The organism is Pseudovibrio sp. Ad13, assembly GCF_001623225.1.
GTDB lineage: Bacteria > Pseudomonadota > Alphaproteobacteria > Rhizobiales > Stappiaceae > Pseudovibrio.
In genome coordinates this window covers 64051-88967 of the sequence record NZ_LMCC01000004.1, presented here as the reverse complement: position 1 = coordinate 88967, position 24917 = coordinate 64051, and the positions used below count along the sequence as shown (strand labels likewise).

General features: G+C 52.6%; 27 protein-coding genes and 1 other RNA gene. 16 read left to right on the top strand and 12 right to left on the bottom strand.

The window, feature by feature from the left end:
- Window positions 1–75 precede the first annotated feature (75 nt).
- The 8 genes from PsAD13_RS05105 to tkt form a co-directional block, all read right to left on the bottom strand.
- Complete coding sequence (locus tag PsAD13_RS05105) at window positions 76–870, bottom strand: inositol monophosphatase family protein (protein ID WP_063308181.1); 795 nt, start codon at window positions 868–870, stop codon at window positions 76–78.
- A gap of 68 nt (window positions 871–938) precedes the next feature.
- Complete coding sequence (efp, locus tag PsAD13_RS05100) at window positions 939–1505, bottom strand: elongation factor P (RefSeq protein ID WP_057462058.1); 567 nt, start codon at window positions 1503–1505, stop codon at window positions 939–941.
- 285 nt (window positions 1506–1790) lie between these two features.
- A complete protein-coding gene (locus tag PsAD13_RS28030; RefSeq protein WP_208980557.1) occupies window positions 1791–2003 on the bottom strand; it encodes a hypothetical protein in 213 nt (70 codons plus the stop codon).
- A 179-nt stretch (window positions 2004–2182) separates the two neighbouring features.
- Window positions 2183–3265, bottom strand: a complete 1083-nt coding sequence (locus tag PsAD13_RS05090) for a tetratricopeptide repeat protein (RefSeq protein ID WP_208986443.1) — start codon at window positions 3263–3265, stop codon at window positions 2183–2185.
- Between the two features lie 4 nt (window positions 3266–3269).
- Entirely contained in the window at window positions 3270–3911 is a 642-nt protein-coding gene (locus tag PsAD13_RS05085) for a thiamine phosphate synthase (RefSeq protein ID WP_063317469.1), read from the bottom strand.
- 213 nt (window positions 3912–4124) lie between these two features.
- Entirely contained in the window at window positions 4125–5315 is a 1191-nt protein-coding gene (locus PsAD13_RS05080; protein ID WP_063317468.1) for a phosphoglycerate kinase, read from the bottom strand.
- Window positions 5316–5497: 182 nt separating this feature from the next.
- Entirely contained in the window at window positions 5498–6505 is a 1008-nt protein-coding gene (gene gap, locus PsAD13_RS05075) for a type I glyceraldehyde-3-phosphate dehydrogenase (protein ID WP_063317467.1), read from the bottom strand.
- 125 nt (window positions 6506–6630) lie between these two features.
- Window positions 6631–8631, bottom strand: a complete 2001-nt coding sequence (gene tkt, locus PsAD13_RS05070; protein ID WP_063317466.1) for a transketolase — start codon at window positions 8629–8631, stop codon at window positions 6631–6633.
- 556 nt (window positions 8632–9187) lie between these two features.
- Here tkt and PsAD13_RS05065 point away from each other — a divergent pair.
- Both PsAD13_RS05065 and PsAD13_RS27540 read left to right on the top strand, forming a co-directional pair.
- Window positions 9188–9484 (top strand): DUF4164 domain-containing protein, encoded by a 297-nt coding sequence (locus tag PsAD13_RS05065; RefSeq protein ID WP_063298475.1) that lies wholly within the window; start codon window positions 9188–9190, stop codon window positions 9482–9484.
- Between the two features lie 5 nt (window positions 9485–9489).
- The gene (locus PsAD13_RS27540; protein ID WP_063317465.1) at window positions 9490–9927 is read left to right on the top strand and encodes a cell division protein ZapA; all 438 of its coding nucleotides are present in this window, start codon (window positions 9490–9492) and stop codon (window positions 9925–9927) included.
- On the opposite strand, the gene nagE is transcribed toward PsAD13_RS27540, so the two are convergent.
- Window positions 9924–11342 carry an N-acetylglucosamine-specific PTS transporter subunit IIBC gene (nagE, locus tag PsAD13_RS05055; protein WP_063317464.1) on the bottom strand — a complete coding sequence of 473 codons (1419 nt, stop codon included), beginning with the start codon at window positions 11340–11342 and terminating at the stop codon, window positions 9924–9926. The genes PsAD13_RS27540 and nagE overlap by 4 nt on opposite strands.
- A 268-nt stretch (window positions 11343–11610) precedes the next feature.
- On the opposite strand from nagE, the gene ssrS reads away from it, so the two are divergent.
- The 5 genes from ssrS to PsAD13_RS05030 all read left to right on the top strand — a co-directional run bounded on the left by ssrS (window position 11611) and on the right by PsAD13_RS05030 (window position 15324).
- Window positions 11611–11770: non-coding RNA, 6S RNA (ssrS, locus tag PsAD13_RS05050), on the top strand.
- A 157-nt stretch (window positions 11771–11927) separates the two neighbouring features.
- Window positions 11928–12521 carry a 5-formyltetrahydrofolate cyclo-ligase gene (locus PsAD13_RS05045; RefSeq protein ID WP_063317463.1) on the top strand — a complete coding sequence of 198 codons (594 nt, stop codon included), beginning with the start codon at window positions 11928–11930 and terminating at the stop codon, window positions 12519–12521.
- A gap of 242 nt (window positions 12522–12763) precedes the next feature.
- Entirely contained in the window at window positions 12764–13600 is an 837-nt protein-coding gene (locus PsAD13_RS05040) for a TIGR00282 family metallophosphoesterase (RefSeq protein WP_063317462.1), read from the top strand.
- Between the two features lie 235 nt (window positions 13601–13835).
- Window positions 13836–14579, top strand: coding sequence for a YebC/PmpR family DNA-binding transcriptional regulator (locus PsAD13_RS05035; protein WP_057461987.1), 744 nt, complete (start codon window positions 13836–13838; stop codon window positions 14577–14579).
- A 160-nt stretch (window positions 14580–14739) separates the two neighbouring features.
- Complete coding sequence (locus PsAD13_RS05030) at window positions 14740–15324, top strand: hypothetical protein (protein WP_063317461.1); 585 nt, start codon at window positions 14740–14742, stop codon at window positions 15322–15324.
- 4 nt (window positions 15325–15328) lie between these two features.
- Here PsAD13_RS05030 and PsAD13_RS05025 read toward each other — a convergent pair whose 3' ends face one another.
- The 3 genes from PsAD13_RS05025 to PsAD13_RS05015 all read right to left on the bottom strand — a co-directional run bounded on the left by PsAD13_RS05025 (window position 15329) and on the right by PsAD13_RS05015 (window position 17661).
- Window positions 15329–15826, bottom strand: a complete 498-nt coding sequence (locus tag PsAD13_RS05025) for an Lrp/AsnC family transcriptional regulator (RefSeq protein WP_057461985.1) — start codon at window positions 15824–15826, stop codon at window positions 15329–15331.
- A gap of 130 nt (window positions 15827–15956) precedes the next feature.
- On the bottom strand, window positions 15957–16718 hold the full coding sequence (locus PsAD13_RS05020) for a sulfite exporter TauE/SafE family protein (protein WP_208986442.1): 762 nt from the start codon (window positions 16716–16718) through the stop codon (window positions 15957–15959).
- Between the two features lie 187 nt (window positions 16719–16905).
- Complete coding sequence (locus PsAD13_RS05015; RefSeq protein ID WP_063301075.1) at window positions 16906–17661, bottom strand: sulfite exporter TauE/SafE family protein; 756 nt, start codon at window positions 17659–17661, stop codon at window positions 16906–16908.
- A gap of 123 nt (window positions 17662–17784) precedes the next feature.
- On the opposite strand from PsAD13_RS05015, the gene ruvC reads away from it, so the two are divergent.
- The 9 genes from ruvC (at window position 17785) to pal (ending at window position 24885) form a co-directional block, all read left to right on the top strand.
- Entirely contained in the window at window positions 17785–18306 is a 522-nt protein-coding gene (ruvC, locus tag PsAD13_RS05010; RefSeq protein ID WP_082827053.1) for a crossover junction endodeoxyribonuclease RuvC, read from the top strand.
- Window positions 18303–18917, top strand: coding sequence for a Holliday junction branch migration protein RuvA (gene ruvA, locus PsAD13_RS05005; protein ID WP_057461983.1), 615 nt, complete (start codon window positions 18303–18305; stop codon window positions 18915–18917). Before ruvC ends, ruvA begins: the two co-directional genes overlap by 4 nt.
- Complete coding sequence (gene ruvB, locus PsAD13_RS05000) at window positions 18917–19963, top strand: Holliday junction branch migration DNA helicase RuvB (protein ID WP_063290221.1); 1047 nt, start codon at window positions 18917–18919, stop codon at window positions 19961–19963. The genes ruvA and ruvB overlap by 1 nt, the downstream gene beginning before the upstream one ends.
- A 9-nt stretch (window positions 19964–19972) precedes the next feature.
- Window positions 19973–20434 carry a tol-pal system-associated acyl-CoA thioesterase gene (gene ybgC, locus PsAD13_RS04995; protein WP_063302749.1) on the top strand — a complete coding sequence of 154 codons (462 nt, stop codon included), beginning with the start codon at window positions 19973–19975 and terminating at the stop codon, window positions 20432–20434.
- Window positions 20435–20679: 245 nt separating this feature from the next.
- The gene (gene tolQ / locus PsAD13_RS04990; protein WP_057461981.1) at window positions 20680–21465 is read left to right on the top strand and encodes a protein TolQ; all 786 of its coding nucleotides are present in this window, start codon (window positions 20680–20682) and stop codon (window positions 21463–21465) included.
- A gap of 3 nt (window positions 21466–21468) precedes the next feature.
- Window positions 21469–21927 (top strand): protein TolR, encoded by a 459-nt coding sequence (gene tolR, locus PsAD13_RS04985; protein ID WP_057461980.1) that lies wholly within the window; start codon window positions 21469–21471, stop codon window positions 21925–21927.
- A gap of 6 nt (window positions 21928–21933) precedes the next feature.
- The gene (locus PsAD13_RS04980; RefSeq protein WP_063302748.1) at window positions 21934–22869 is read left to right on the top strand and encodes a hypothetical protein; all 936 of its coding nucleotides are present in this window, start codon (window positions 21934–21936) and stop codon (window positions 22867–22869) included.
- Window positions 22870–22897: 28 nt separating this feature from the next.
- Window positions 22898–24262: a Tol-Pal system beta propeller repeat protein TolB gene (tolB, locus tag PsAD13_RS04975; RefSeq protein WP_063302747.1), complete on the top strand. Its 1365-nt coding sequence runs from the start codon at window positions 22898–22900 to the stop codon at window positions 24260–24262.
- 140 nt (window positions 24263–24402) lie between these two features.
- A complete protein-coding gene (gene pal / locus PsAD13_RS04970) occupies window positions 24403–24885 on the top strand; it encodes a peptidoglycan-associated lipoprotein Pal (RefSeq protein WP_063290216.1) in 483 nt (160 codons plus the stop codon).
- Window positions 24886–24917 lie beyond the last annotated feature (32 nt).

Here is a 24917-nt window from a genome sequence, read left to right as displayed (position 1 = left end):
CAAAAAAGGCAGCTTGCCGGAGTGGCCCGGAGCAAGCTGCCTTTTGGAATTTGTATTGGCTAAGCGGTCTAGTTCTTAGGCCTTGGCTTTTGCCAGCAGTTCACGCATCTGGAGGTGTGTGAACTCGTTGCCTGCGATGATGGAGCGGGTTTCGAACATGTCATCTTTGCCGTTGGCGTCGGACACGAAACCACCAGCTTCACGCACCAGCAGAACGCCTGCTGCCATGTCCCAAGGATGCAGACCGTTTTCCCAGAATGCATCGAGACGACCGGAAGCAACCCATGCCAGGTCCAGTGCAGCTGCACCAGCGCGGCGGATACCTGCAACTTCGCCCATCACGTGACGAATTTCTTTCAGCGCGCGGCCATGGTCGCCAACGCCGATGAATGGAATGCCGGTGCCGATCAGGCAGTCGGTCATGTCTTTACGTGCTGCAACGCGGAGGCGGCGGTCATTACAGAATGCGCCGGAGCCTTTTTCTGCAGTGTACAGTTCGTCCATGATCGGGTTGTAGATCACGGCTGCAACGATCTGACCAGCGCGTTCCAGAGCGATGGAAACACCAAAGATCGGAATACCATGGAGGAAGTTTGTTGTGCCGTCGAGCGGGTCAACGATCCAGCGGTGCTGACCGTCTGTACCTTCGATCTCGCCGGATTCTTCCATCAGCAGGCCGTAGGTTGGGCGTGCTTTTTGAAGGTCTTCACGAACGATTTTTTCTGCTTTGTGATCTGCCTGGGAGACAAAGTCACCTGGGCCCTTGCGGGATACTTGCAGGTTTTCAATTTCGCCGAAGTCCCGTGCCAGAGAGCGACCAGCTTTTGTCGCAGCCTGAACCATTACGTTTAAAAGGGCCGTACGTGCCATTTTTTATTCACCGTTCCTGAATGGGTAATGAGGCAACCGTATGCTGCCTCATCTTTATTGCTTTAAGATTATTTCTCTGCGCGACGAACGTATTCAACGGAGTCGGTGTCTACAATGATCTTCTCACCGGAGGTGATGAATGGAGGCACCATACAACGTACGCCGTTTTCCAGAACTGCTGGTTTGTAAGAGGAAGACTGGGTCTGGCCTTTTACAACTGCGTCAGCTTCTACGATTTCCAGAGTGACGTGGGTTGGGAGAGAAATGCCGATTGGCTTTTCTTCGTGCAGTTCAACAGTGACGGTCATGCCGTCCTGCAGGAATGCTGCGCGCTCACCAACGAATTCCTTCTGGAGTTCGAGCTGCTCATATGTTTCGTTATCCATGAATACCAGCATGTCGCCTTCTTCATAGAGGAACTGGAAGTCTTTCTGCTCAAGGCGAACACGCTCAACGGACTCAGTTGCGCGGAAGCGTTCGTTCAGTTTGCGACCGTCGAGCAGGTTTTTCATTTCGACCTGAGCGAATGCGCCGCCTTTGCCTGGCTTCACGTGCTGAACTTTAACCGCAGCCCAAAGTGTGTCCTGGTGCATAAGCACGTGGCCCGGCTTAATTTCGTTGCCATTGAGTTTCATAGAACTACCAATCAGTTTGATAAGTTCAGAGTATGTCGCGTTCACTTGTATTGACGCGCCACATTCTTAACTTTTGTTTTCATGCGTATCCTGATCTGAGGTCCGGTTGGTCCTTGTCAGGGATATGCTTTAGCAAAGGCTGGCACGGATTGGCGCTGGGCCTAGGATCGCAGCCTGTCTGGAGGTCTGTGCAACATAATTTCGCGCGATTTTCAAGGAAAAAGAGCGGATGCTCACCGTGAACCTACATTCCGGTGCATATCCACAAGGTTAGTGCGGACAACCTTAGGGCTTTTTATCGCTTCTGCGCTTGGTAATCTGTTCAACAAAGACGACGCTGAGAACGAAAGTCGCCACCTTGCCCAGCCCAGCTATTGCGGTGGTAGCGCCAATATCAAGTAAGCCAGTTCTGACCATTTCACCAAATGTCAGAAATGAAATTACACCAATACCTAAGGCTAGTGCCAAGCGACTGATGAATATACTTATTTGCTTCATGGGTTTTCTTTTGCGATTAAAGTGCCAGAGTATTTTAATCGCCTGACGTTGCGCGAAGCTGAGTGTTGTTAAGTTGAGGGTGGTGTGTGTTGGAGTCTACCTGTCCTTCTATACTTTGACTGGAGATAATTTTACATAAAAATTCGTCGGTTTTTCATAAAGAGGATTGTAGTTAAGCGTTAGCGAGCAGGCTGGAGAACTGGAGAGGCACCGATTTTTATTCCAATTTCTGCCGCACGTTTGCTGGCTTGCTCTTGCTGTTCCAGAGAAAGAGAATTGGAAATAGCTTCCAACTCACTGTCCAAGATGCCTTGACGGCCTGCGTGGAACTGCCAGGCAGAGGCTTCAATCAGATCAACCGGTCGACCGCGGCCATTGGCATAGATGCGGGCGAGGCGGTTCATGGCGATTGGGTTGCCTTTGGTTGCTGCGCGCTCAAACCAGTCTGCCGCTTCAGTCTCATTTGGGACAAGGCCTTCGCCTTTGAACAGCAGGGTTGCGTAGTAAATCTGCGCAGGGACCAGTCCGCGGCGGGCGGCTCGGCCCATCCAGAAGGCCGCGCGCAGTGGATCGCGGATTTCCTCCGGGCCATCCTTCAGGTAGATGCCAAGTTCCAGCATAGCGTCGGCATCACCGGTTTCTGATGCGCGTTCCAGCAGGTCTTTGATTTGCTTGGGATCATTCGAGCGGACTTTGCCTTCCTGGTGAAGGAGGGCGAGATTGTAGAGTGCTTCGGGGATGTTGACAGCAGCAGCTTTTTCCAGTTGCTGGGCTGCCTTGTCCTTGTCAGCTGTTGTGCCGGCACCTGCCAGATAGAGTAGGCCGAGGCGCAATGCTGCTTGCGGGTCGCCATCATTTGAGGCGAGTTCATACCAGCTTGCGGCCAACGGTAGATCCTGAGGGATACCTCTGCCGGATTCGTAAAGTACACCGAGCAGAGTCTTGGAGCTGGTGATGCCAGCTTCTGCCTGACGGGTTGCAAGTGCTAGAGCTGTCAGATACCACCCACGCTGGAATGCACCATAGGCCGGATCGCCTTTTATGGTCTCCGGCGTTGGTGAAACCTGCGGAATGAATGGTGCTTTTGAAAGAGGGGAGGGCAGCAGGATTGATCCGTTTGGATTATACGGATCAACAGTTCTTGCGCCTTGAGGTGTGGTTCCACCGCTCGGAGTTGTTTGTGCAACAGCCATGCCCTGTAAGCCGAGCAGACCGGTCACAGCTGCGACAGTTACGAGTTTGATAGAACCAGACAACTTCAAGATATCAGTCCTCAGCTTCCGCCAGTGTGTGTGTTGAGAGGATTGCATTGGCCTGCTCAACAGCTGCTTTGGGCCCTTCAGGGTGATTCCAGACAGCTTCACGTACTGCTACGAATTCAGCGCCAGTTTGGGCTGCTGTGTCAACTGAGGAAACTGAGGTGCCCGCCAGAACGACGCATGGCGTTTCGAACACTTCAGACCACCAGTGCCCGTAGTCCAGTGATTTGCGATGTGGCTCTTCTTCCTGATTGAGTGAAAGCAGGCCGAAGAACATGTAATCGACGCCCATAGAAGCAACAGTCATTGCTTCGTGGCGTGTTTTGATGCCAGCGTGGCCGATGATGCGGTCTTCCGAGAAGGACTGCATGGCTTCTTCCAGATCCTTGTCAGAACCGGAAACGTGCAGGCCATCTGCGCCGGAGCGACCCATGATTTGGGTGTTGTTTTCAATCAGAACAGCAACTTCTTTGGCCTGTGCCAGTGGCACCAGACGCTTTGCAGCCGCCTGCAGGTCGCTTTCGTTTGCGTCCGGCATGGAGATCAGCAGGCTCGCAATGTCGCCACCTTCCAAAGCTTGATTGAGTTGTCCTTCGAATTCGTCGAGGTCAAAGGTTGGCGGTGTGACAAGATACAGACGCGGATGCACTGAGGTTGCTCCTGATAAAATTCCAGTAAAAAGAGATCATGGCGGTAGTGTAACCTACGTCAAGCCTCTGGCCCATTCATTGGGATAAGTTCTAAACAGCGTCTTGATCTCTTTTTCAAGAGGCTGTGTCAAATTCTAGGCAAAAGCGAGAATAAAACGAAAAGAGGGACCAAAAAGGCCCCTCAATCCAGAATAATGTAAGAACTAACTGTCTTATGCTTCCAAAGCAACAACGCCAGGTAGTGCTTTGCCTTCCAGCCACTCAAGGAATGCACCGCCAGCAGTGGAGATGTAAGAGAAATCTTCACTTGCTTTTGCGTGGTTGAGGGCTGCAACGGTGTCACCGCCACCAGCAACAGTTTTCAGCTTGCCTTCTTTGGTGCGTGCTGCTGCATGCTGTGCTGCTGCAACAGTTGCTTTGTCGAATGGTGCGATTTCGAATGCGCCGAGAGGACCGTTCCAAACGAGGGTCTTCGCGGTGTCGATTTTCGCCTTCACAACTTCGATGGAAGCTGCGCCAACGTCGAGCATCATTGCGTCTGCTGGGATTGCATCGAGAGCAACAGTTTCGTTCTTGGTGTTGGCTGCAAATTCCCATGCAACAACAGCATCTGTTGGCAGAACGATTTCGCAATTTGCTTTTTCAGCTGCCGCCATGATGCGGATTGCTGTGTCAGCCAGATCGTGCTCGCACAGGGATTTGCCAACGTTCACGCCTTTAGCCGCGAGGAAGATGTTCGCCATGCCGCCGCCGATGACCAGGATGTCTACTTTAGACACGAGGTTTTCGAGCAGGTCGATCTTGGAGGAAACCTTTGCGCCGCCAACAACTGCCAGAACCGGACGCTCAGGCGTGGAAAGTGCGGAACCGAGTGCTTCCAGCTCTGCCTGCATGGTACGGCCTGCGAATGCAGGAAGCAGCTTTGCAATGCCTTCGGTGGAACCGTGCGCGCGGTGTGCTGCTGAGAATGCATCGTTTACATACAGATCGCCGTTTGCAGCCAGTGCTTTTGCAAATTCTGGATCGTTCTTTTCTTCACCAGCATAGAAGCGGGTGTTTTCCAGAAGCAGAACGTCGCCGTCAGCCATTGCGTCAACAGCAGCTTTGGCTACGTCACCGGTGCAATCTTTAGCGAAAGCAACTGGCTTGCCAAGCAGGTCTGCAACAGGGCCAGCAACAGGTGCGAGGCTCATCTCTTCGACTACTTTGCCTTTTGGACGGCCAAAGTGTGCGAGAAGGATGACTTTGCCGCCAGCCTCGGAGATTTCGCGGATGGTTGGCAGGACACGCTCAATACGGGTGGCGTCGGTAACGATGCCATCCTTCATCGGGACGTTGAGGTCTACGCGGACCAGAACACGTTTGCCGGAAAGTTCGGCATCGCTAAGAGTTTTGAAAGACATAAAAATCTCCGGAATTTCTGTCTGTGACCTTATACTGGTCGACTTACCTACAGAAAGACTTTGCGGAGTTCGTGATCAAATCTATGGGAGTATTCGCACTGAATGGTGCGGCTCAGGGATTGGATCACTCCGCACTGGTATATGTGAGAAAAAAGGGCCGCTTAAAAGCGGCCCTTTTCTGATTAGATGAGCTTTGCCATCGCAACAGCGGTGTCCGCCATGCGGTTGGAGAAGCCCCACTCGTTGTCGTACCAGGTGAGGATACGAACCATTGTGCCTTCCATGACCTTGGTCTGGTCCATGTGGAAGATGGAAGAGTGTGGGTCGTGGTTGAAGTCGCAAGAAACGTTTGGCACTTCGGTGTAACCAAGAACGCCCTTCAGTTCGCCTTCAGCCGCTGCTTTGATTGCTGCGTTGATTTCTTCTACGGAAGTTTCTTTCTTCGCGATGAAGGTCAGGTCAACAACCGAAACGTTTGGAGTAGGTACGCGGATTGCAACGCCGTCCAGTTTACCAGCCAGTTCAGGCAGAACCAGGCCAACAGCCTTAGCAGCACCTGTGGAGGTTGGGATCATGGAAAGAGCTGCTGCGCGGCCGCGGTACAGATCCTTGTGCATTGTGTCGAGAGTAGGCTGATCACCGGTGTAAGAGTGAACGGTGGTCATGAAGCCTTTTTCTATGCCAACCAGATTGTCCAGAACGTAAGCTACCGGAGACAGACAGTTGGTGGTGCAAGATGCGTTGGAAACAACCAGATCTTCAGAAGTCAGGGTGTCGTGGTTTACGCCGTAAACGATTGTTTTGTCAGCGCCTGCTGCAGGAGCAGAAACCAGAACGCGCTTTGCGCCAGCTTCCAGATGCAGGGAAGCTTTTTCTTTTGCGGTGAAGATGCCAGTGCACTCCAACGCAACATCGATACCCATTTCACCCCAAGGCAATTCTTTAGGATCACGGATAGCAGTTACTTTGATTGGACCACGACCACAATCGATTGTGTCGCCGTCTACGGTCACTTTTGCAGGGAACTTGCCGTGTACGGAGTCAAACTGCAGCAGGTGTGCGTTCGTTTCAACCGGGCCGAGGTCGTTAATTGCTACAACTTCAATGTCGGTACGACCGGATTCAATGATTGCACGGAGAACATTACGACCAATGCGACCAAAGCCATTGATGGCTACCTTGACTGCCATTTAAGAACCTCTTTCGGTACGGCGCCTTAAAAAACGCCCTCGTTTTATATATTCTGCCAGCTCTTGCCGGCCGTCTTCTGAGAGGCCTCCGGCTGAGAGGAGCCAGAAGCTTCATTTAGTCAGCTTTAGGCGTTATCGCTATCGCCAAGGCGCTTTTCTGCCTCTTGGACCACTGCATCGGCAGTAATCCCGAAATGCTCATAGAGCTCCTGGTAAGGGGCGGAGGCACCAAATCCTGACATGCCTACGAAACCACCATCAGAACCGACAAAGCGATCCCAACCCATACGAACGCCCGCTTCCACAGCGATCTTCACCGGACTACCACCAATGATGGCATTCTTATATGCGTCAGATTGTTGCTCAAAGAGTTCGAAGCTAGGGACGGAGACCACACGGGTCGCAATACCCTTGCCGTCGAGCTCTTTTTTCGCATCGACTGCGATCTCAACTTCGGAGCCGGTTGCGAACAGAGTAACGGTCGCTTCTTCTTCACAATCAGCGATGATGTATGCGCCTTTGGCACACAGGTTTTCGCTTTCGTAGTGAGGACGAAGGGACGGCAGGTTCTGACGGGTCAGAGCCAAAACGCTTGGATTATCAGCGGCTTTCATTGCCAACTGCCAGCATTCCAGGGTCTCAGTGATGTCCGCTGGGCGGAAGAACTGCAGATCTGGGATACAACGTAGAGCCGCGAAGTGCTCCACAGGCTGGTGTGTTGGGCCATCTTCACCCAAACCGATGGAGTCGTGAGTCATTACGTGAATGACGCGCTGCTTCATCAGGGCTGCCAGACGCAGAGACGGACGGCAGTAATCGGAGAAGATCAGGAAGCCACCAGAGTAGGGGATAACTCCGCCGTGCAGGGCCATACCGTTCATTGCTGCAGCCATGCCGTGCTCACGGATGCCCCAGTGAATGAAGCGGCCGGAGAAGTCGTCCGGAGTGACTGGTGGTGTATGTTCGGTGTTGGTGTTGTTGGAACCAGTCAGGTCAGCAGAGCCGCCGATGGTTTCTGGCACAGCACCTGTAATCACTTTCAGAACAGCCTGGGACGCCTTACGGGTCGCCATTTTTGGCTGGGTGTCTGCAAGCTCTTTCTTGTAGGCGTCGATTGCTGCGTCGAAGCCGGATGGCAGGTCGCCACGGCAACGGCGTTCAAACTCGCCACGCTGCTCAGGGTTTGCTTCGTTGAAGCGCTGTTCCCACTCTTTACGAGCGTTTGCGGAACGCAGACCTGCGATGCGCCATGCATCAAGAACGTCGCTTGGTACTTCAAACGGCTCAGCAGACCAGCCAAGAGCTTCGCGGGTTGCTGCAATTTCTTCAGCGCCCAGAGGAGCACCGTGCACTTTGTTGGTGCCGGATTTGTTTGGAGACCCGAAGCCGATTGTGGTTTTCGCCGCAATCATTGTTGGCTTGTCGCTCTTGCGAGCTTCAGTCAACGCTGCTTCGATTTCTTCCGGATCATGACCATCGATGGAGATGGTGTTCCAGCCGGATGCCTTGAAGCGTGCGATCTGATCGGTGCTGTCTGACAGATCTACGGAACCATCAATGGTGATGCCGTTGTCGTCCCAGATGAGGATCAATTTGTTCAGCTTGAGGTGGCCTGCCAAAGAAATAGATTCCTGAGAGATACCTTCCATCAAGCAACCATCACCTGCGAGAACGTAGGTGTAGTGGTTTACGAGATCTTTGCCGAAACGCTCTTCCTGCAGACGCTCAGCGATTGCCATGCCAACTGCGTTGCCAAGGCCCTGTCCGAGAGGACCGGTGGTGGTCTCGATGCCTGCGCCATGACCGTATTCCGGGTGGCCGCATGTCCGTGCGCCGAGCTGGCGGAACTGCTGAAGCTGTTCAATGGAGAAGTCTTCGTATCCCAGCAGATAGAGTGTGGAATACAGCAGCATGGATCCGTGCCCTGCGGAGAGCACAAAGCGATCACGGTCTGCCCATTTCGGGGAGTTCGGATCAAACTTCAGAAACTTGGAAAACAGGACCGTTGCGATATCGGCTGCACCCATTGGAAGTCCAGGGTGCCCAGATTTTGCTTTTTCAACGGCGTCCATTGAAAGAAAGCGTATCGCATTCGCCATGCGAGAGTGCTTTTCGAGATCGGTCATCTTATTCCCGCTGTCGACCCGGCAGGGCAGCCGGTTCTTTACTAATAGCTAGTGTAAATTCGATGACAGGTGCCATAGTCTTTGCCCCAGACTAATGCGAATTGGCAGTTGTCCACGAACGAATAACGGAAGGAGACATAGCAGGTCAGAAAGTTGAGTCAATGAAACTGAGCTCTTCTGGTGCCGTTTATTGCGTAAGTTGAGCGCTTTTGAAATTTGAATAGCATTTGTCAACATAAGTTATGTTGCCAAGGTCTCTTTAATGAGTGAATTTGCTTAGCGTAAAATGCGTGTTCATTAGATTTTTATGGTGGCGGAGCTTGTGTTTTGTTCACGAATGTTGCGTGGGGTAATTTTTCGAGTCGAAGGCGTTTGTAAGTTCTGTAATCACTGATAAATGAGATGGTTCTCGCATATTCCTAAGATATTATGTGAATAAAGCTCGACGATTCCCTCCAGCTAATGGATAATTGTCTTCCGCTTCCCTAGACGGGATTAGGTCGGGTTGCCATCTCCCAATGGTGACTGATGTTTTGGTGAGTACGGATACAGGTAGATGTCAGAGGTGAAGATGGATAGTGGGCAAGATCTGGATCATGCGCTGGATCGTATTACTGCCTCCATCACGAAGCTTGAAGGGGCGCTTCATCGCAGGACGTCCCGTGACAAGACCCTTGATGCGTTAGAAAACGACTTGCAGAGAATTGGTGAGGATCGAACACAGCTGGCATCAAAGCTTGATCAGGCCGAGGCGCGTGGTTCGCGACTTGAAGATGTCAACAAAGATGTTTCCCGCCGCCTTGTTGCTGCCATGGAATCCATTCGTACTGTTCTCGACGGACAGGAGAGCTAAGATCAATGGCGCAGATTACAGTTACAATCAATGATCGCAGCTTTCGCATGGCGTGTGATGATGGTGAGGAAGAACGGCTTCTCGGTCTTGCTCAGCGTTTTGACGACAGCATCAGTAGCCTGAGAGAGAATTTTGGTGAGATTGGCGATCAGCGCTTAACCGTGATGGCGGGCATCATGGTGACGGATCACCTTGCCGAAGTTGAGCGGAAATTGCGCGCTGCTGAAGGGCGTATCGAAGAACTCGGAAAGGCTGAGGCTTCTGTTGAAGGGCGCCTGGCTGCGCAAGAGCAGCGTTATCTGAGCCGCATTGAAGAGCTCGAACAAGAGTATCGTGAGAAAGAAGCCAGAATTGTTGCGCGCCTGCTGGAAAGCGCAGACAAGATTGAGCAGCTGAGCACTGATATGGACAGCGAGCTGCGCGAAGACGAAAGCGCCGCTTAAGACTTTTTTGTTTCTTCCTTTATCTCGCCTGCCAGTTGGTCCGCTATTGGGCCAACAACCACCTGGACTGAGCCAGCAGCAGGTTTGATGACTCCGTGAACGCCGAGTTGCTTCAAAACCGCTTCATTTATGGCATCACTATCTACCACTTTCAGGCGCAACCGGGTTGCGCAGGCATCTATTTCCAAAAGATTGGCTGAGCCACCCAAGGCTTCCAGATAAGCATGCGCTTTGCTGTTTGTTGCGGTTGGGTTGTCCGCTGTTTCAGCCGCTTTTTCAGTTTCACGACCCATGGTCTTCAGATCAAAAAGCTTAATGGTTGCTACGAACAGAAAGTAGTAGATGGCGAAGAATGCAGCTCCAACCGGGATTAGCAGGAGCGGTTTTGTGGAGATGCCGTAGTTGATCAGGTAGTCGAACAAACCTGCTGAGAAACCAAAGCCCAGCTTCACACCCAGCACGTTCATGACAACCATCGAGACGCCTGTGAGGATTGCGTGGATCACGTAAAGTGCAGGGGCCAGGAACATAAAGGCAAACTCGATCGGCTCAGTTATGCCGGTCAAAAATGACGTGAGCGCCATGGAGAGCAATATGCCTCCTACGACTTTGCGATTTTCTGGCTTTGAGCAATGGTACATGGCAAGGCATGCGGCGGGCAGCCCAAACATCATGACTGGGAAAAAGCCGGCCATGTAGGCTCCGGCGGTTGGATCTCCTGCGAAAAAGCGGTTCAGATCGCCGGTGACAACATCTCCTGAGGCGGTGATATAATCGCCCAGAATGAACCAGGCGATGTTGTTCAGGATGTGATGAAGGCCTGTGACGATCAGCAGTCGGTTCAAAGCGCCATAGAGGAACAAGCCCACATCACCCATATGCGTAATTGTGTTTGTGAGGGAGATTAAAGCCCTGTCGAACCAGAGCCAGCCATATCCGAAGAGGGCGGCAACGAGCAGCGCGGCGACGCCGGTTACGATGGGTACAAAGCGGCGGCCTCCAAAAAAGGCGAGGTAATCGGGAAGTTTGATATCCCGGAACTTGTTGTAGAGCAGGCCTGCCGTAATACCCATGATGATCCCGACCGGGACTGCAATACGGCCTTCCATCTTGAGAGCTTGTTCTGGACTGAGCCCTGCCAGTTCAACAGCGCCTTGTTGTGCAACGAGGAAGCCGACCAAACCTGCCAGAGCTGCTGCGCCGTGGTTCCCTTTGGCAAAGCCGACTGCGATACCTACAGCAAACAGCATGCCCAGATTGGCGAAAATTGCACTCCCAGCAGAGGCAACGAAGGGAAGATTAAGAAGGTCGGCTTGTCCAATGCGCAGGAGGATCGCTGCGACCGGCAGCACTGCAATTGGCAGCATCAAGGATTGCCCGAGCTTCTGAACGCCTGCAAATGCATTGTTTGACATTCAACTTTCCTTCCTCTCGATAAGTCCCAAGGGCCTTTAAGTCCGTCTTCCTCTTCAAGGGCCCATATTTACGCGGAAACTATGAAGAAGCTGCCGAACATGCCCTGGCGTTATGAAGGGTTCTCGGTAATCGAGTTAATAGTCTTGAAAAATTACCCGCATACGGGCTGGCGATACTTGTTTATGACAGTGGGTTACGCTTGATTTAATGGGAAGGTTGGATCCGAGGGGCTGGTAATTTTATTCGCTCTGGCCTATATCACCCATTGCGTTGCTGCGCGGTTCGTCAGGAGACACATATCCCCGGGGCCTTACGCATTCCTTTGGGAGCTGTTCCTTCCCTCGCTCGTGGGCTTGGGGACACGGCGCCCACCTACATAGTAGGTTCTCCGGGATTGCACACTCTCCAACGGCTGTTGTGGCGCGCTCTTATCTTTTTGTTTTCCTCTCTCATTTCAGTGATGCTCTCTTGCTTTGCGATTTTTCGCAGGCTGCATCATAATGCGCGTCGTTCATGCGTATTGTGTTCCGATAAGTGATCCAATCCTTTCGGAAATGCGCCATTCAATAGAAGTGAGGTGCGTGTTGACATCCCAAGACATCGAGAATGATGAGTGCAAGCTGGCCAAGCGTGAAGTCCGCAAAGCAGGACTTGCTGCGCGGGCAACTCTATCGCCAGTAGAGCGGATTGAGCGGTCGCTTGATCTTGTTGGGTATGCTGGTGAGCTTGGGGTGGAAACGGGATCGGTTGTTGCCGGGTTCTGGCCTATTCGGGATGAGGTTGATCCACGTCCGCTGATGGATGCGCTGGCGAAGAGTGGCTGTTCGTTGTGCCTTCCTGTTGTCATTGGTGATGATCTTGAGTTTCGCCGTTTGGATAAGGGCGGGCCGCTGGAACCGGCGGGTTTTGGTAGTATGGCACCGGGACCTGAGGCAGAGGTTGTGCACCCCAACGTGGTGTTGGTGCCATTGTCAGCGTTTGACAGGCATTGCAACCGGATCGGATATGGCAAAGGTTTTTACGACCGTGCATTGAGTGATCTGGAAAAACTTACCGATCTCACTGCGATTGGGGTTGCATTTGCGGTTCAAGAGGTAGAAGAGGTTCCGATGGAACCGCATGATCGTCAATTGGATGGAATCCTGACAGATCATGGGCTTCTGAAAGCTGGTGATTAGAGTGATTTGTCAGGCACTGGGCCTTCTGCGATTTGCATGAAATGCTCGAGAGCTGACGGGTCTGCTTTGGTCCAAATGATGTGCGCGTATTCTTTCATTATAAAGCCTTAGGTCTGGAATACGTGGCAGGGCATGTCTCGCGTTTAAATGCAGTTACGCGTCATGTTCTACGGTTTGTTTTGTGCGTGTCCTGATAGAAAGCCAGCTGAGCATTTCGGGGATACGTCTGAAAGGGTGTATAGATGCAGCTGCTGTTTCTTGGGGATCTTGTTGGGCGCGCTGGTCGCAACGCTGCGACTGATGAACTGCCTCAACTTGTTGAAGACAACCAATTGGATTTTGTCGTTGTGAACGGCGAAAACTCCGCAGCAGGCTTTGGTATCACCGAAGAAATTCTTGAAAATGTGCTGGATGCTGGTGCTGACGTTGTTACCACTGGCAACCACATTTGGGATCAGCGCGATACGCTTGTTTACATTGAGCGTCAGAACCGCTTGCTGCGCCCTGCAAACTATCCATCAGGTACACCGGGTAAGGGCGCAAACCTTTACCGTGCCAAAAACGGTGCTGACGTGCTGGTAGTGAATGTGATGGGCCGTGTTTACATGGATGCGCTGGATTGTCCGTTTGCTGCTATCGACAAAATTCTGGCTGACTGCCCACTGGGCGCAATGGCTGATGCGATCATTATTGATATGCACGCCGAAGCGACCAGTGAAAAGCAGGCGATGGGGCATTTCTGTGATGGACGTGCCTCTCTGGTTGTTGGCACCCATACGCATGTTCCAACTGCTGATCATCAGGTTCTGGTGGGTGGTACGGCTTATATGTCCGATGCGGGTATGTGTGGCGATTATGATTCTGTTTTGGGTATGGATAAGGAAGAACCGGTCAACCGCTTCCTGCGCAAAGTGAATGGCAGCCGTTTTACACCTGCATTGGGTGAAGCAACGGTTTGTGGTGTTGCTGTTGAGACGGATGACCGCACGGGTCTGGCCAAGCATGTCTCTCCGGTACGGATTGGCGGGCGTTTGTCGCAGATTATCCCACCATTTTGGCCAATCGCAGCAAACGGCTGAGCCTGAATAAACGTCATGCTTACACGCTGATTGGTAGGGAAGAGGAAGGTTGGGAGCTCTCTCGCGGTTTCTTGCTCTGGATTTTGTCGTGTAAGCGTCTTATAAGCTTTCATCAAATTTGCTCGACGTTTTGGCGACATACGTGTCGGGGAGAGCGCTGTCCAAGCTATCAGCGGCTTGGTGAGCGCTCCTTTGAGCTATAAGTTTTATTTGCAAACACAAGCCGGGAAGACCTATGGCCGGACATTCAAAATTCAAAAATATCATGCACCGCAAGGGACGTCAGGATGCTGTACGTTCCAAACTGTTCTCGCGCTTTTCCAAAGAGATTACCGTTGCTGCGAAGATGGGTGATCCTGACCCGGACAAAAACCCTCGCCTGCGCCTTGCTGTGCAGAACGCGAAGGCCCAGTCCATGCCGAAGGACAACATTGCCCGCGCGATCGCAAAGTCTCAGGCTGGTGAGGGTGCTGACTATACCGAGATTCGCTATGAGGGTTATGGCCCGGGTGGTACCGCGATTATTGTTGAAGTCCTGACTGACAACAAAAACCGCTCTGCTGCAAATGTGCGTTCCTACTTCACCAAATACGGTGGATCCATGGGAGAAACCGGTTCTGTTTCTTTCATGTTCGATCGTGTTGGCGAGCTTGTTTACAAGCCTGAAGCTGGTGATGCGGACACCGTCATGGAAGCTGGCATTGAAGCCGGTGCTGATGACGTTGAGAGCGATGAAGACGGCCACACCATTATCTGTGCCTTCGAGGATCTCTCCGACGTTTCCAAGGCGCTGGAAGAAGCGCTGTGCGAAGCTGAGTCTGTAAAGATCATCTGGAAGCCGCAGAATCTTGTAGAAGTGAACGAAGAGAAAGCTGGCACCATCATGAAGCTGATGGATGCGTTGGAAGATGATGATGACGTGCAGAACGTCTTCTCTAACTTCGACATCTCAGAGGAAATCATGGCAAAGCTCGGCTAAGCCTGTTTTCTGATTAAGTTCTCTAAAGGCGGTACGTTTTGCGTGCCGCCTTTTTTGTTACGTGCTTGTTTTGTGAGGGTGCCCCTGATTTCAATGGAGTTGGCTTCGTTGGGGCTCTGTGAAACCTTTTTGCGACTATGATCAGGGTTGAGGCAGGTTCGTGAGTGAGGAAAACGACAAGGTTCGCGTGATTGAGCATGCTATCGGCTCAGCATGGCGGCTGCATTTGCTGGCGATTGCTTATGCCGCTCTGCTGGTTCTTGGTGCCGTGCTGGAAACGCCTTCCGGTGTTTGGGAGGAGAGGGCGCCATTGGTGGCGCGGGTCTACGGCTTTTGTGTGCTCAGTGCGCCGTATGTGCTGACGGTGGCTGGTCTACTGACAGCGCTGTATCTGCGGCAGGCGGTGAACATTGCCCGGACAATGAAAGAGCGCTGTCTGATTGCGACAGCTGCTATTCTAACCATGCCGATCAATGGTTTTCATAAGGGAGAATGGTGGGTATCCCTGTGTTCAGTCACTGTGACTGTATTCCCACCTTTGCTCTACATCGGCCTTGCTTTGCTCGGGCAGCCCCTCTCCTTTATCGGATTGGGGCTTTGTATTGGTGCATACTTGTTTTGCCTTTATCAAAGGCAGATGCTGCTCATCGCTCAAAACAGCAACTTCCTTCAGGACAGGATTTCCGAGCTTGTCAGTATGGCGCAGATCGTTACCGGCTCAGGTAAGAACGAGGACGCCTCCTGATTGATTAATCATCGTCGATGATGGATTCCAAATGCTGCAGTGGCAATGCGCCGTTTGCCTTGAGTGTGCGGATTGCAAAGTTGGAGCGCACATCCTCGACACCGTCCAGTGACATCAGGAAGTCAGAGAGGAAGACGTCGTAGGCTTCCAGCGTTGGGACAACGATCTCAGCAAGGATATCAGACTGACCTGAGACCAGATGACAAGATACGACCTCTGGCTGAGAGGTGACGCGCTCGATGATCGACATGATCTGCGCTTTGCTTTGTTTGCCTACGCGCATTTCAACAAAGACCGTCATGCCAAGACCAACAGTCTTGCGGTTCACGGATGCCTGATAGCCGTTGATCACGCCGCTGTCTTCGAGGTTTTTGACGCGGCGCAGGCATGGGGATGGGGATAGGGCAACTTTACCTGCCAACTCTACGTTGGTTAGGCGACCGTCCTCCTGAAGATTCTTCAGGATTTCTAGGTCAATCTTGTCGAGCGATGATTTTGGCATAAATCTGGTTTTTTCGTCTGTTTATAGGGATATTATTGCGGAAACTAAGTTGTTTTTCTTTGTTTCGCAAGCTGTGTTGGTTGCCTGAGGCTTCTCTTGGCCGTTTTCAACGTGTGTGTATTGTCTTAGATCATCTGAGAATTCCATCCAAAATTGGCATGCTTGTGATGGCGGCTCCCAAGATGAGTGAATAAGCGAGTGCGCGGTACGAGCGACCGCTTGATAGTGAGAAGCCTTTGGCTCCCAAATAGATGCTCAGGCCGTATGCCGGGCAGATCAGGAGTGAGAGGAGCAGCAGCTCCTGTGTGATCAGGCCATTCCACCAGAACGCTGCAAATGAGCCGAAACTGGTGAAGAAGAAGTAGGTGATCAGGTTGGCGCGAATGACGCTGACGGGTAGGGGGCCAGACATCCAATAGGTGATGACCGGCGGGCCAGCCTGTTGTGTCATGCCACCGAGCAGGCCGGAAACTGCGCCAACCCCAAAGGAGGTGCGCTTGTTGGGTGCCTTGGTGTAACGCCATCCCGAAATCAAAATGATTTGCAGGAGGAGGACCACTCCGGACAGAACCCAGCGCAAAACGTAGGGATCGGCATTCGTGAGTACCCATGCGCCGATAGATACGGTGATCACTGCCCCTCCTGCTGCTGGAAGGACGGTTCTCCAGTCGCAGATTTTGGTGGCTGAGACCACCATGGGGAGTGAGATTGTTGCATCGACCATGAGAAGGGAGGCGGCGGCCAGCTTTGGCTCCATAATGGCGGAGGCGATGGGCATGTAGATCATCGCGGCTCCGAAGCCCGCAAACCCACGGGTCAACCCAGCGAGCGCTATAGTTGCGCACACCATCAAGAAGGCCGGGGATTCTAGTCCTGCGACGTCTGGGAGCATATATGCCTCTGCTGAGAAGGTCGGTTTTAGGCTTCCTAGTTGTGCGGACTATAAGTTACGAAGGTGCCTTCCTCCAATCGGGACAATTGGAGGAATTGTCGAGAATTTCTCAATTACCCTCTGGAGGACATCGCAATTTGCCCTTTAGCCTTGTGAAACTGCGGGAAATTGAGTGAGGCAGGTATGGTTAGAGGTCGTGGAAGAATGGCAGGGAAACGACAGCAGCGAGGAAGATGATGCCTTTTGCCGCCCATTTGAAATACGTAGGTGGTGCGCTTTTGAAGGCTTTCGCACCAAACATAAGACAGCCCAGATAGATTGGGCCGGCGATGATCAGGACCGGTATGAGTTCTTTTGTGAAAAGGCCGTTGTAAGCGTAGGAGGCATACGCGGAGACGTCAGCTATCGCGATAAACACGATCATGTTAGCGCGGATTACGTTTTGTGGATGGGGGCCGGTTGCCCAAAGTGTGTAGATGGGGATGGATGGCATCTGGCTGAAGCCGCCAAGCAGGCCGGAGAGTGCCCCGACACCGAGGTTCTGCTTGCGGCTGGGTTCCTCTGAATAGGTCCAGTTGGACATGAGGACGGCCAGCAGCGCGAGCACTACGATGGATATGCCCCAGTGCAGAATAAATGGTGGTGCGTTGGCGAGGATCCATGCGCCGACAGAGACAGCTAGGATCGCTCCAATGGCGGCAGGCACGACGCTTTTCCATCGGCACAACTTGGTTGCCGGGAAAATGAGTGGCAGTGCGATGACGGTGTCGAGGATGAGAAGTGTGGCGGCAGCGAGTTTTGGGCCGATGACCAGGGCAGCGAGGGGGATCCAGACCATACCTGAGCCAAACCCGGCAAATCCACGCATCAAACCTGCCAAAAGGATGGCTCCAGCCACCAGACACAACTGCAAGGCGGAGTGTGCAGACAATGCTTCAATCATACCGGGTCCTTACCTGCAGGATTTGCAGGAACGCGTGGATTACTCCTGAATTTTAACGGATTAAGCGATTGGTTGAGGTTACCGGCTAGCGTCTTCGGAGATTTTTCGTTACCGGTTTGTTCTATGGATCATTCAATTCGAATCATGGGTGTTGACCCTGGCCTCAGGAACACTGGTTGGGGCATTATTGATGCCAAAGGTAATCGCGTCAGCTTCATTGGAAGCGGTACGATACAATCCAACAGCAAGTACTCCCTCGCAGAACGGCTCAAGCAGTTGTACACTGGCTTGCAAGAAGTGATTGAACGCTATGATCCTTCTGAGGCTGCGGTTGAGAATACGTTTGTGAACAAGGATGCCGGAGCTACGCTTAAGCTGGGGCAGGCGAGGGGGATCGCTCTGCTTGTGCCATCTCTGCACAATCTCGTGGTTTCAGAATATGCTCCGAACCTGGTGAAAAAGACCGTGGTGGGAACCGGGCATGCGGAAAAAGAGCAAATCCGTATGATGGTGAAGGTGTTGATGCCGAAGGCGACGTTTAATTCGGACGACGCGGCGGATGCACTGGCGATTGCGATCTGCCATAGTCATCACCGGGGTAGTGTAACGGGCCGTCTGGCCGCAGCGGAGGCGCGTTTGAAATGATCGGGAAACTCAAGGGTGTCGTCGACAGTTACGGCGATGATTTTGTACTGCTGGATGTGCAGGGTGTTTGTTATCAGGTGCATTGCCCTTCTCGCGTGTTGCAACAATTGCCGCGTGTCGGCGAAGCTGCTGTGCTGGCCATTGAGACCATGGTCCGTGAGGATATGATCAAGCTCTTCGGTTTTTCCGAGGACAATGAGCGTGAATGGTTCCGCATTCTCATGACCGTTCAGGGTGTTGGGGCAAAGGTTGCGCTGGGCATTTTAGGCATCATGCGCGCGACAGAAGTGGCGAACGCGATTGCGCTGGGCGATAAGACTGCGATCACACGGGCGCCGGGTGTTGGCAAGCGCGTTGCTGAGCGTATCGTGACAGAGCTGAAAGACAAAGCGCCTGCCTTTGCCTCTGTTGAAGATGACACCATTGCTGTTTCCCAAAGCGTTGCGGAAAATGTGGCGTCCCGGCCTGTGGCAGATGCTGTCTCGGCTCTTTCCAATCTCGGTTATCAGCCTGCTCAGGCTTCAGCCGCTGTGGCGGCTGCTGTAAAAACAGCAGGTGAAGATGCGAGCGCTGAAAAACTTATTCGCCTCGGCCTTAAGGAACTTGCGTAATGAATGAGGGTGAGGATCGCCTTGTTACTCCTGAAATTCGGGGCGACGAGATTGACAGCGGAACGCGTCCGCAAACGCTGGATGACTTTACCGGACAGGCGCAGGCTCGTGAAAACCTGAAGGTTTTCATTGGAGCGGCGAAAGCACGGAGCGAAGCGCTGGACCATGTGTTGTTTGTTGGGCCTCCGGGCCTTGGCAAGACAACGCTGGCGCAGATTATGGCGCGTGAACTTGGTGTGAACTTCCGGGCAACGTCTGGTCCCGTGATCGCAAAAGCGGGTGATCTAGCTGCGCTGTTGACCAATCTGGAAGACCGGGATGTTTTGTTCATTGACGAGATCCACCGTCTCAACCCTGCGGTTGAAGAGGTGTTGTATCCGGCGATGGAGGATTACCAGCTCGACCTCATCATTGGTGAAGGGCCAGCTGCGCGGTCTGTGAAGATTGACCTTGCCAAGTTTACTTTGGTGGCCGCAACGACCCGTATTGGCTTGCTGACGACGCCGTTGCGTGACCGGTTTGGCATTCCTGTTCGACTTGAGTTTTATACTCCGGAAGAGCTGGAGCTGATTGTAAAGCGCGGTGCGCGGCTCTTGGGAATCGGCATGAGTGATGCTGGTGCACGAGAGATTGCCAAGCGCTCCCGCGGGACACCGCGTATTGCAGGACGTTTGTTACGCCGTGTGCGGGACTTTGCGATTGTTGCCGGGGATGCTGAGATTGACAGTGGGCTTGCTGACCGGGCTTTGCGGCAGCTGGAAGTGGACAGTGCTGGCTTTGACAGCCTCGATCGGCGTTATCTGAAGCAGATTGCGCTGAACTTTGGTGGCGGCCCTGTTGGAATCGAGACGATTGCAGCGGCTCTTTCTGAGCCGCGGGATGCGATTGAAGAGATTGTTGAGCCGTATCTTATCCAGAATGGCTACCTACAACGGACACCGCGTGGCCGAATTTTGACGCCAATCGCTTTCAAACACCTTGGTTTGGCGGTGCCGGACAACCCGAATGCACCTCAGATGGCTCTTTTTCAACACGATGAAGACTGACCTGCAGATATGAACACCAAAAAAACTGAGGCAAATTGGCCCGATCTGACAGGGCGAGTTGACGGCAACGAACATATTTTGCCTGTGCGTGTGTATTACGAGGACACCGACTTTTCCGGCGTCGTCTATCACGCGGCTTATCTGAAGTTCATGGAGCGTGGCCGCACTGAGCTGCTGCGTATGCGCGGTGTGCATCATCATGAACTGGATTCAGGCATGCATGGGGAGCGTCTGGCGTTTGCTGTTCGCCATATGGATATTGATTTTCTCAAGCCTGCACGAATCGATGATGTGCTTGAAGTTCATACGGATATCAGTGAGGTGAAGGGTGTCCGAATGTTTATAAGCCAGAGAGTTATGCGTGGTGACGAAGTTTTGATCAAGGCGCGTGTGACTGCTGTGGCTATTTCTGCGGACGGGAAACCACGCAGATTGCCCAAGGATCTAGTCGCCCAAATGAACGGCGAATAAGCGCGATAATCATCGCGAAAAATCACCAATATTCATTCAAAGTAAACGGGACTGGAAACCTTTTAATCCTTCAGTAACCTTAAACAGGTCTTTTCATTTATGCCTTCAATGCTGGCTGTAGTCGAAGTTTCGCCAAATTCGACAGGCAGGAAGGCTGCTAAATGTTTAATAGACTGGTTGTGTCCATGGCAGGGGTTCTACCGTGGACAGGTCTTTGGGTTATCAGGGCAAGAGGTCCTTATTACATGAACTCTAAGGTGATGAAACTCGTTGTGGCCATGAGCGCAGCGGTGGCTTTGTTGACGCCATTGGCTGCAACGGCTCAGGACGTGCAATCTGTTGAGCTGGGTGCAGCTCCGGGTTCGGGCTTGTCCTACATTTCGTTGTTTCTGGAAGCAGACATCGTCGTCAAGATTGTAATGATCGGTCTGATCGCTGCTTCTGTCTGGAGCTGGGCGATTATCTTTGACAAGATTGTTCTGTACGGTCGCTCTCGTCGCCAGATGAACCGTTTTGAGAATGTGTTCTGGTCCGGCCAATCTCTCGAAGAGCTTTATAAGTCTTTATCCTCCCGCGCGAATAACGGCATGTCCGCATTGTTTGTGGCTGCGATGCGTGAGTGGAAGCGCTCTCATGAAGGGGATAAGCCTGCGATTGCCAGCCTGCAGCAACGTATCGACCGCGTGATGGATTTGACCATCTCCCGTGAAGTTGAGCGGCTTGAAAAGCGCTTGCTGTTCCTTGCAACGATTGGCAGTGCGGCTCCATTTGTTGGTCTGTTTGGTACGGTTTGGGGCATCATGAATGCGTTTACGTCTATTGCAGCTTCCAAGAACACCAACCTTGCCGTTGTGGCTCCGGGTATCGCCGAGGCGCTGTTTGCGACCGGTTTGGGCCTGATTGCAGCTATTCCGGCGGTTATTGCTTACAACAAACTGCAGAGCGATTCCGGCAAGCTTGCCGCGCGTATGGAAGGCTTTGCAGATGAGTTTTCCGCTATTTTGTCCCGCCGCATTGATGAGCGAGGATAACCCATGGGTATGAGCACTGGAGCAGCTGGTGGTGGTGGTCGTGCAGGTGGCAGACGTGGTCGCCGCAGGCATTCTCACGCACCGATGAGCGAGATCAACGTAACGCCGATGGTGGACGTGATGCTGGTACTGCTGATCATCTTTATGGTGGCAGCTCCCTTGCTGACTGTCGGCGTGCCGATTGACCTGCCTGAAACTCGCGCAAAAGCGATGGAAGGTGATACTGAGCCGATAGCGATTTCGGTGAAGTCTGATGGGGGCGTGTTCATTCAGGATACTGAGATCCCTATTGATGAATTGATCGCGAAACTCGGTGCGATTGCCGAGAATGGTTACAACGAACGTATCTACGTGCGTGGTGATCAGGATGCCGATTATGGAATCATCATGAAAGTTATGGGTCGCATCAATGCTGCTGGATACAAGCGCATCGGGCTCGTCACTCTAGAGGAGCAGGGTTAACCGGGAATGCGTGCAGGCCTTATCGCATCGCTAGTTGTTCACGTGGTCGTGCTTGTTGCCGGAGCGGTTTCGCTTAACTTCGGTAAAGAGCTGACCACTGCCCCGGTGGATTCACTGCCCGTGGATCTTGTGCCTGTGAGCGAGCTGACAAAGCTGCAGCTAGGCACAAAAGAAGCGAAGGAAATCAAAGAGGCTGCGTTGCAGCCGACCAAGAAGCCTGCAGAAAAGCCAGAGCCGGAGAAAAAGACCGGTGAAGCTAAGAAAGAGGTGAAGAAGGTTCAGGAAGCGAAAAAGGAAGTGCAGCAGGCTGAAACACCGCCGCCACCACCAGAACCAGCTGAGCCAGAACCAGCCCCAAAGGAAGTGCCAAAAGAGAAGGCTCCTGCGGAGACTGCAGAACTTGGTCCTGAAGTCGAGAAAACAGAAAAGCCGAAGCAGGTCGTTAAAGTCCGTCCACGTTCTAAGCCAAAGCCTCCAGCGCGCCCTAAAGCGCCGAAGAAGGAAGAGCCGAAGAAGAAGGAAGATTTTAACTCGAAGATGGCGGCTTTGCTGAACAAAACGAATGCGAAGTCGAGCGGGACTGCAAAGTCCGCAAAACCGGCTTCTCTTGGATCCGAATTGGGTCAGACCAACGTGAAGATGAGCCAGTCTGAACTGGATGCGCTTCGCGGACAGGTTGCCCGGTGCTGGAACCCACCTGTGGGTGCCGCTGGTGCTGAAGATCTTAACGTTCGCCTAGAGTTTAACTTGAGCCGTACCGGTGAAGTTGAAGGGCAGATAAAGGTTCTGAATTCCAGCAGTAACCCGACATTCAGAGCTGCTGCAAGCAGTGCAGAACGCGCGGTCTATCGCTGCGGTCCGTATTCTCTGCCAGCAGCTAAATATGATGCATGGAAAACCGTCATCTTGAATTTTGATCCACGCGATATGCTTGGATACTAGGTATTGAGATTGAAAGGAGCTTAGGTCTATGTCCTTTGTGATGGGGCTTAACCCAATGCGTACAACAGGAATTAAGCAGCTGTGGCGTCATGCGTGTCGCCTTGTGGCTGCTGCTGTTGCTGTTGCTGCGATCTCTCAACCTGCATATGCTCTGATTGAACTCGATATTACTCAGGGCAACGTTGAACCTATGCCGATTGCAATTTCTCCCTTTGCAGGTTCCGGCTTGCAGGAAGACGTGGCAGGGCAGATTTCTCAAGTTGTTGCAGCGGATTTGCAGCGCTCGGGCTTGTTCCGTCCGATTGATCCGACAGCGCATATCCAGCAGGGAATGAATGTAGGCACCATGCCGCGCTTTGGCGATTGGAGAACCATTGGTTCTCAGGCTTTGGTGACTGGTTCCATTGCGCAGCAGGCAAACGGACAGATCCGGGCAGAATTTCGTTTGTGGGATGTGTTTGCCGGTCAGCAGTTGATTGGCCAGCAGTTCTTCACCACACCGGAAAACTGGCGTCGTCTGGCACACATTATTTCCGATGCGGTTTACCAGCGTTTGACTGGTGAGAAAGGCTACTTCGATACCCGTGTGGTCTTTATTGATGAAAGCGGTCCGAAGGATGCGCGCCGTAAGCGTCTTGCGATCATGGATCAGGATGGTGCTAATGTGCGCTACTTGACCCGTGGTGATGATCTTGTGCTGACACCTCGGTTCTCTCCTGTCTCACAGGAAGTGACCTACATGTCTTATGTGGGCGGTAATCCGCAGGTTTACCTGTTCAACATTGAAACTGGACAGCGTGAGGTTCTCGGCAACTTCCCGGGTATGACGTTTGCGCCGCGCTTCTCGCCTGATGGTCAAAAGGTCATCATGAGTTTGCAGCAAGGCAGCAACGCCAACCTTTATCTCATGGATTTGCGTACTCGCCGGACAACGCGTCTGACCAACACAGCTGCAATTGACACCAGTCCTTCCTTCTCTCCGGATGGAAGTCAGGTGGTGTTTGAAAGTGACCGTGGCGGTTCTCAGCAGCTTTATGTGATGAATTCTAATGGAAGTGGAGCAACGCGCATTTCCTTTGGTCCAGGTCAGTATTCTACGCCTGTGTGGTCGCCGCGCGGTGATTTGATTGCCTTTACCAAGGTGCATCAGGGGCGCTTCATGATTGGCGTTATTCGTCCGGATGGCAAAGGGGAGCGTATTCTCACCGAGGGCTATCACAACGAGGGGCCTGCGTGGTCTCCGAATGGACGTGTGTTGACTTTCTTCCGGGATACTGTGGGTGAGCAGGGCGGTCCTCAGGTCTGGACGGTTGACCTGACTGGCTATAATGAACAGCTGGTTCAGACGCCAAACTTTGCTTCAGATCCAGCGTGGTCTCCGTTGCTCGACTAATCAAAAAGCTGAGCCCCTAATTTCTTGCGGGAATTTGGGGGCATTAGCACTTCATTAACCAATAAATTCAAGTTACCCTTAACCAAGTTGGTCTAGGGCTTTTTTAACCCTCGGGGTTTGAGGGACAGGAGATTCTATAAATGTCAAAGACGCTGTTCGCGCGCGGAGCGCGTTTCGCCGCTGTGGTGGCTGTGTGTCTCGTCGCAGCAGCTTGTTCGCAGACACGCCCTGAACTAACCAGTGGCAATAGTTCTGTTGCAGCTGGCTCTGGACAGGACTTCGTTGTGAATGTTGGGGATCGTGTATTCTTCCTCAATAACCAGAGCTCCATTGATGGTTCTGCTCGAGCAGTGCTGGACAAGCAGGCTCAGTGGCTGCAGCACTATAAAAATTACTCAATTACTATTGAAGGTCACGCTGATGAGCGCGGCACCCGCCAGTACAACATTGCACTGGGTGCGCGACGTGCAGCTGCAGTTCGGGAATACCTTGTTGCAAAAGGCATTAGCCCAACCCGCATCAAGACTCTTTCCTACGGTAAAGAACGTCCGGTTGCGGTTTGTAATGCGGCTTCCTGCTGGAGCCAGAACCGTCGTGCTGTGACAGTTCTGAACGGTCAGTAATTGAGTTTGACTCGCTGAAATATGGAAAAGGC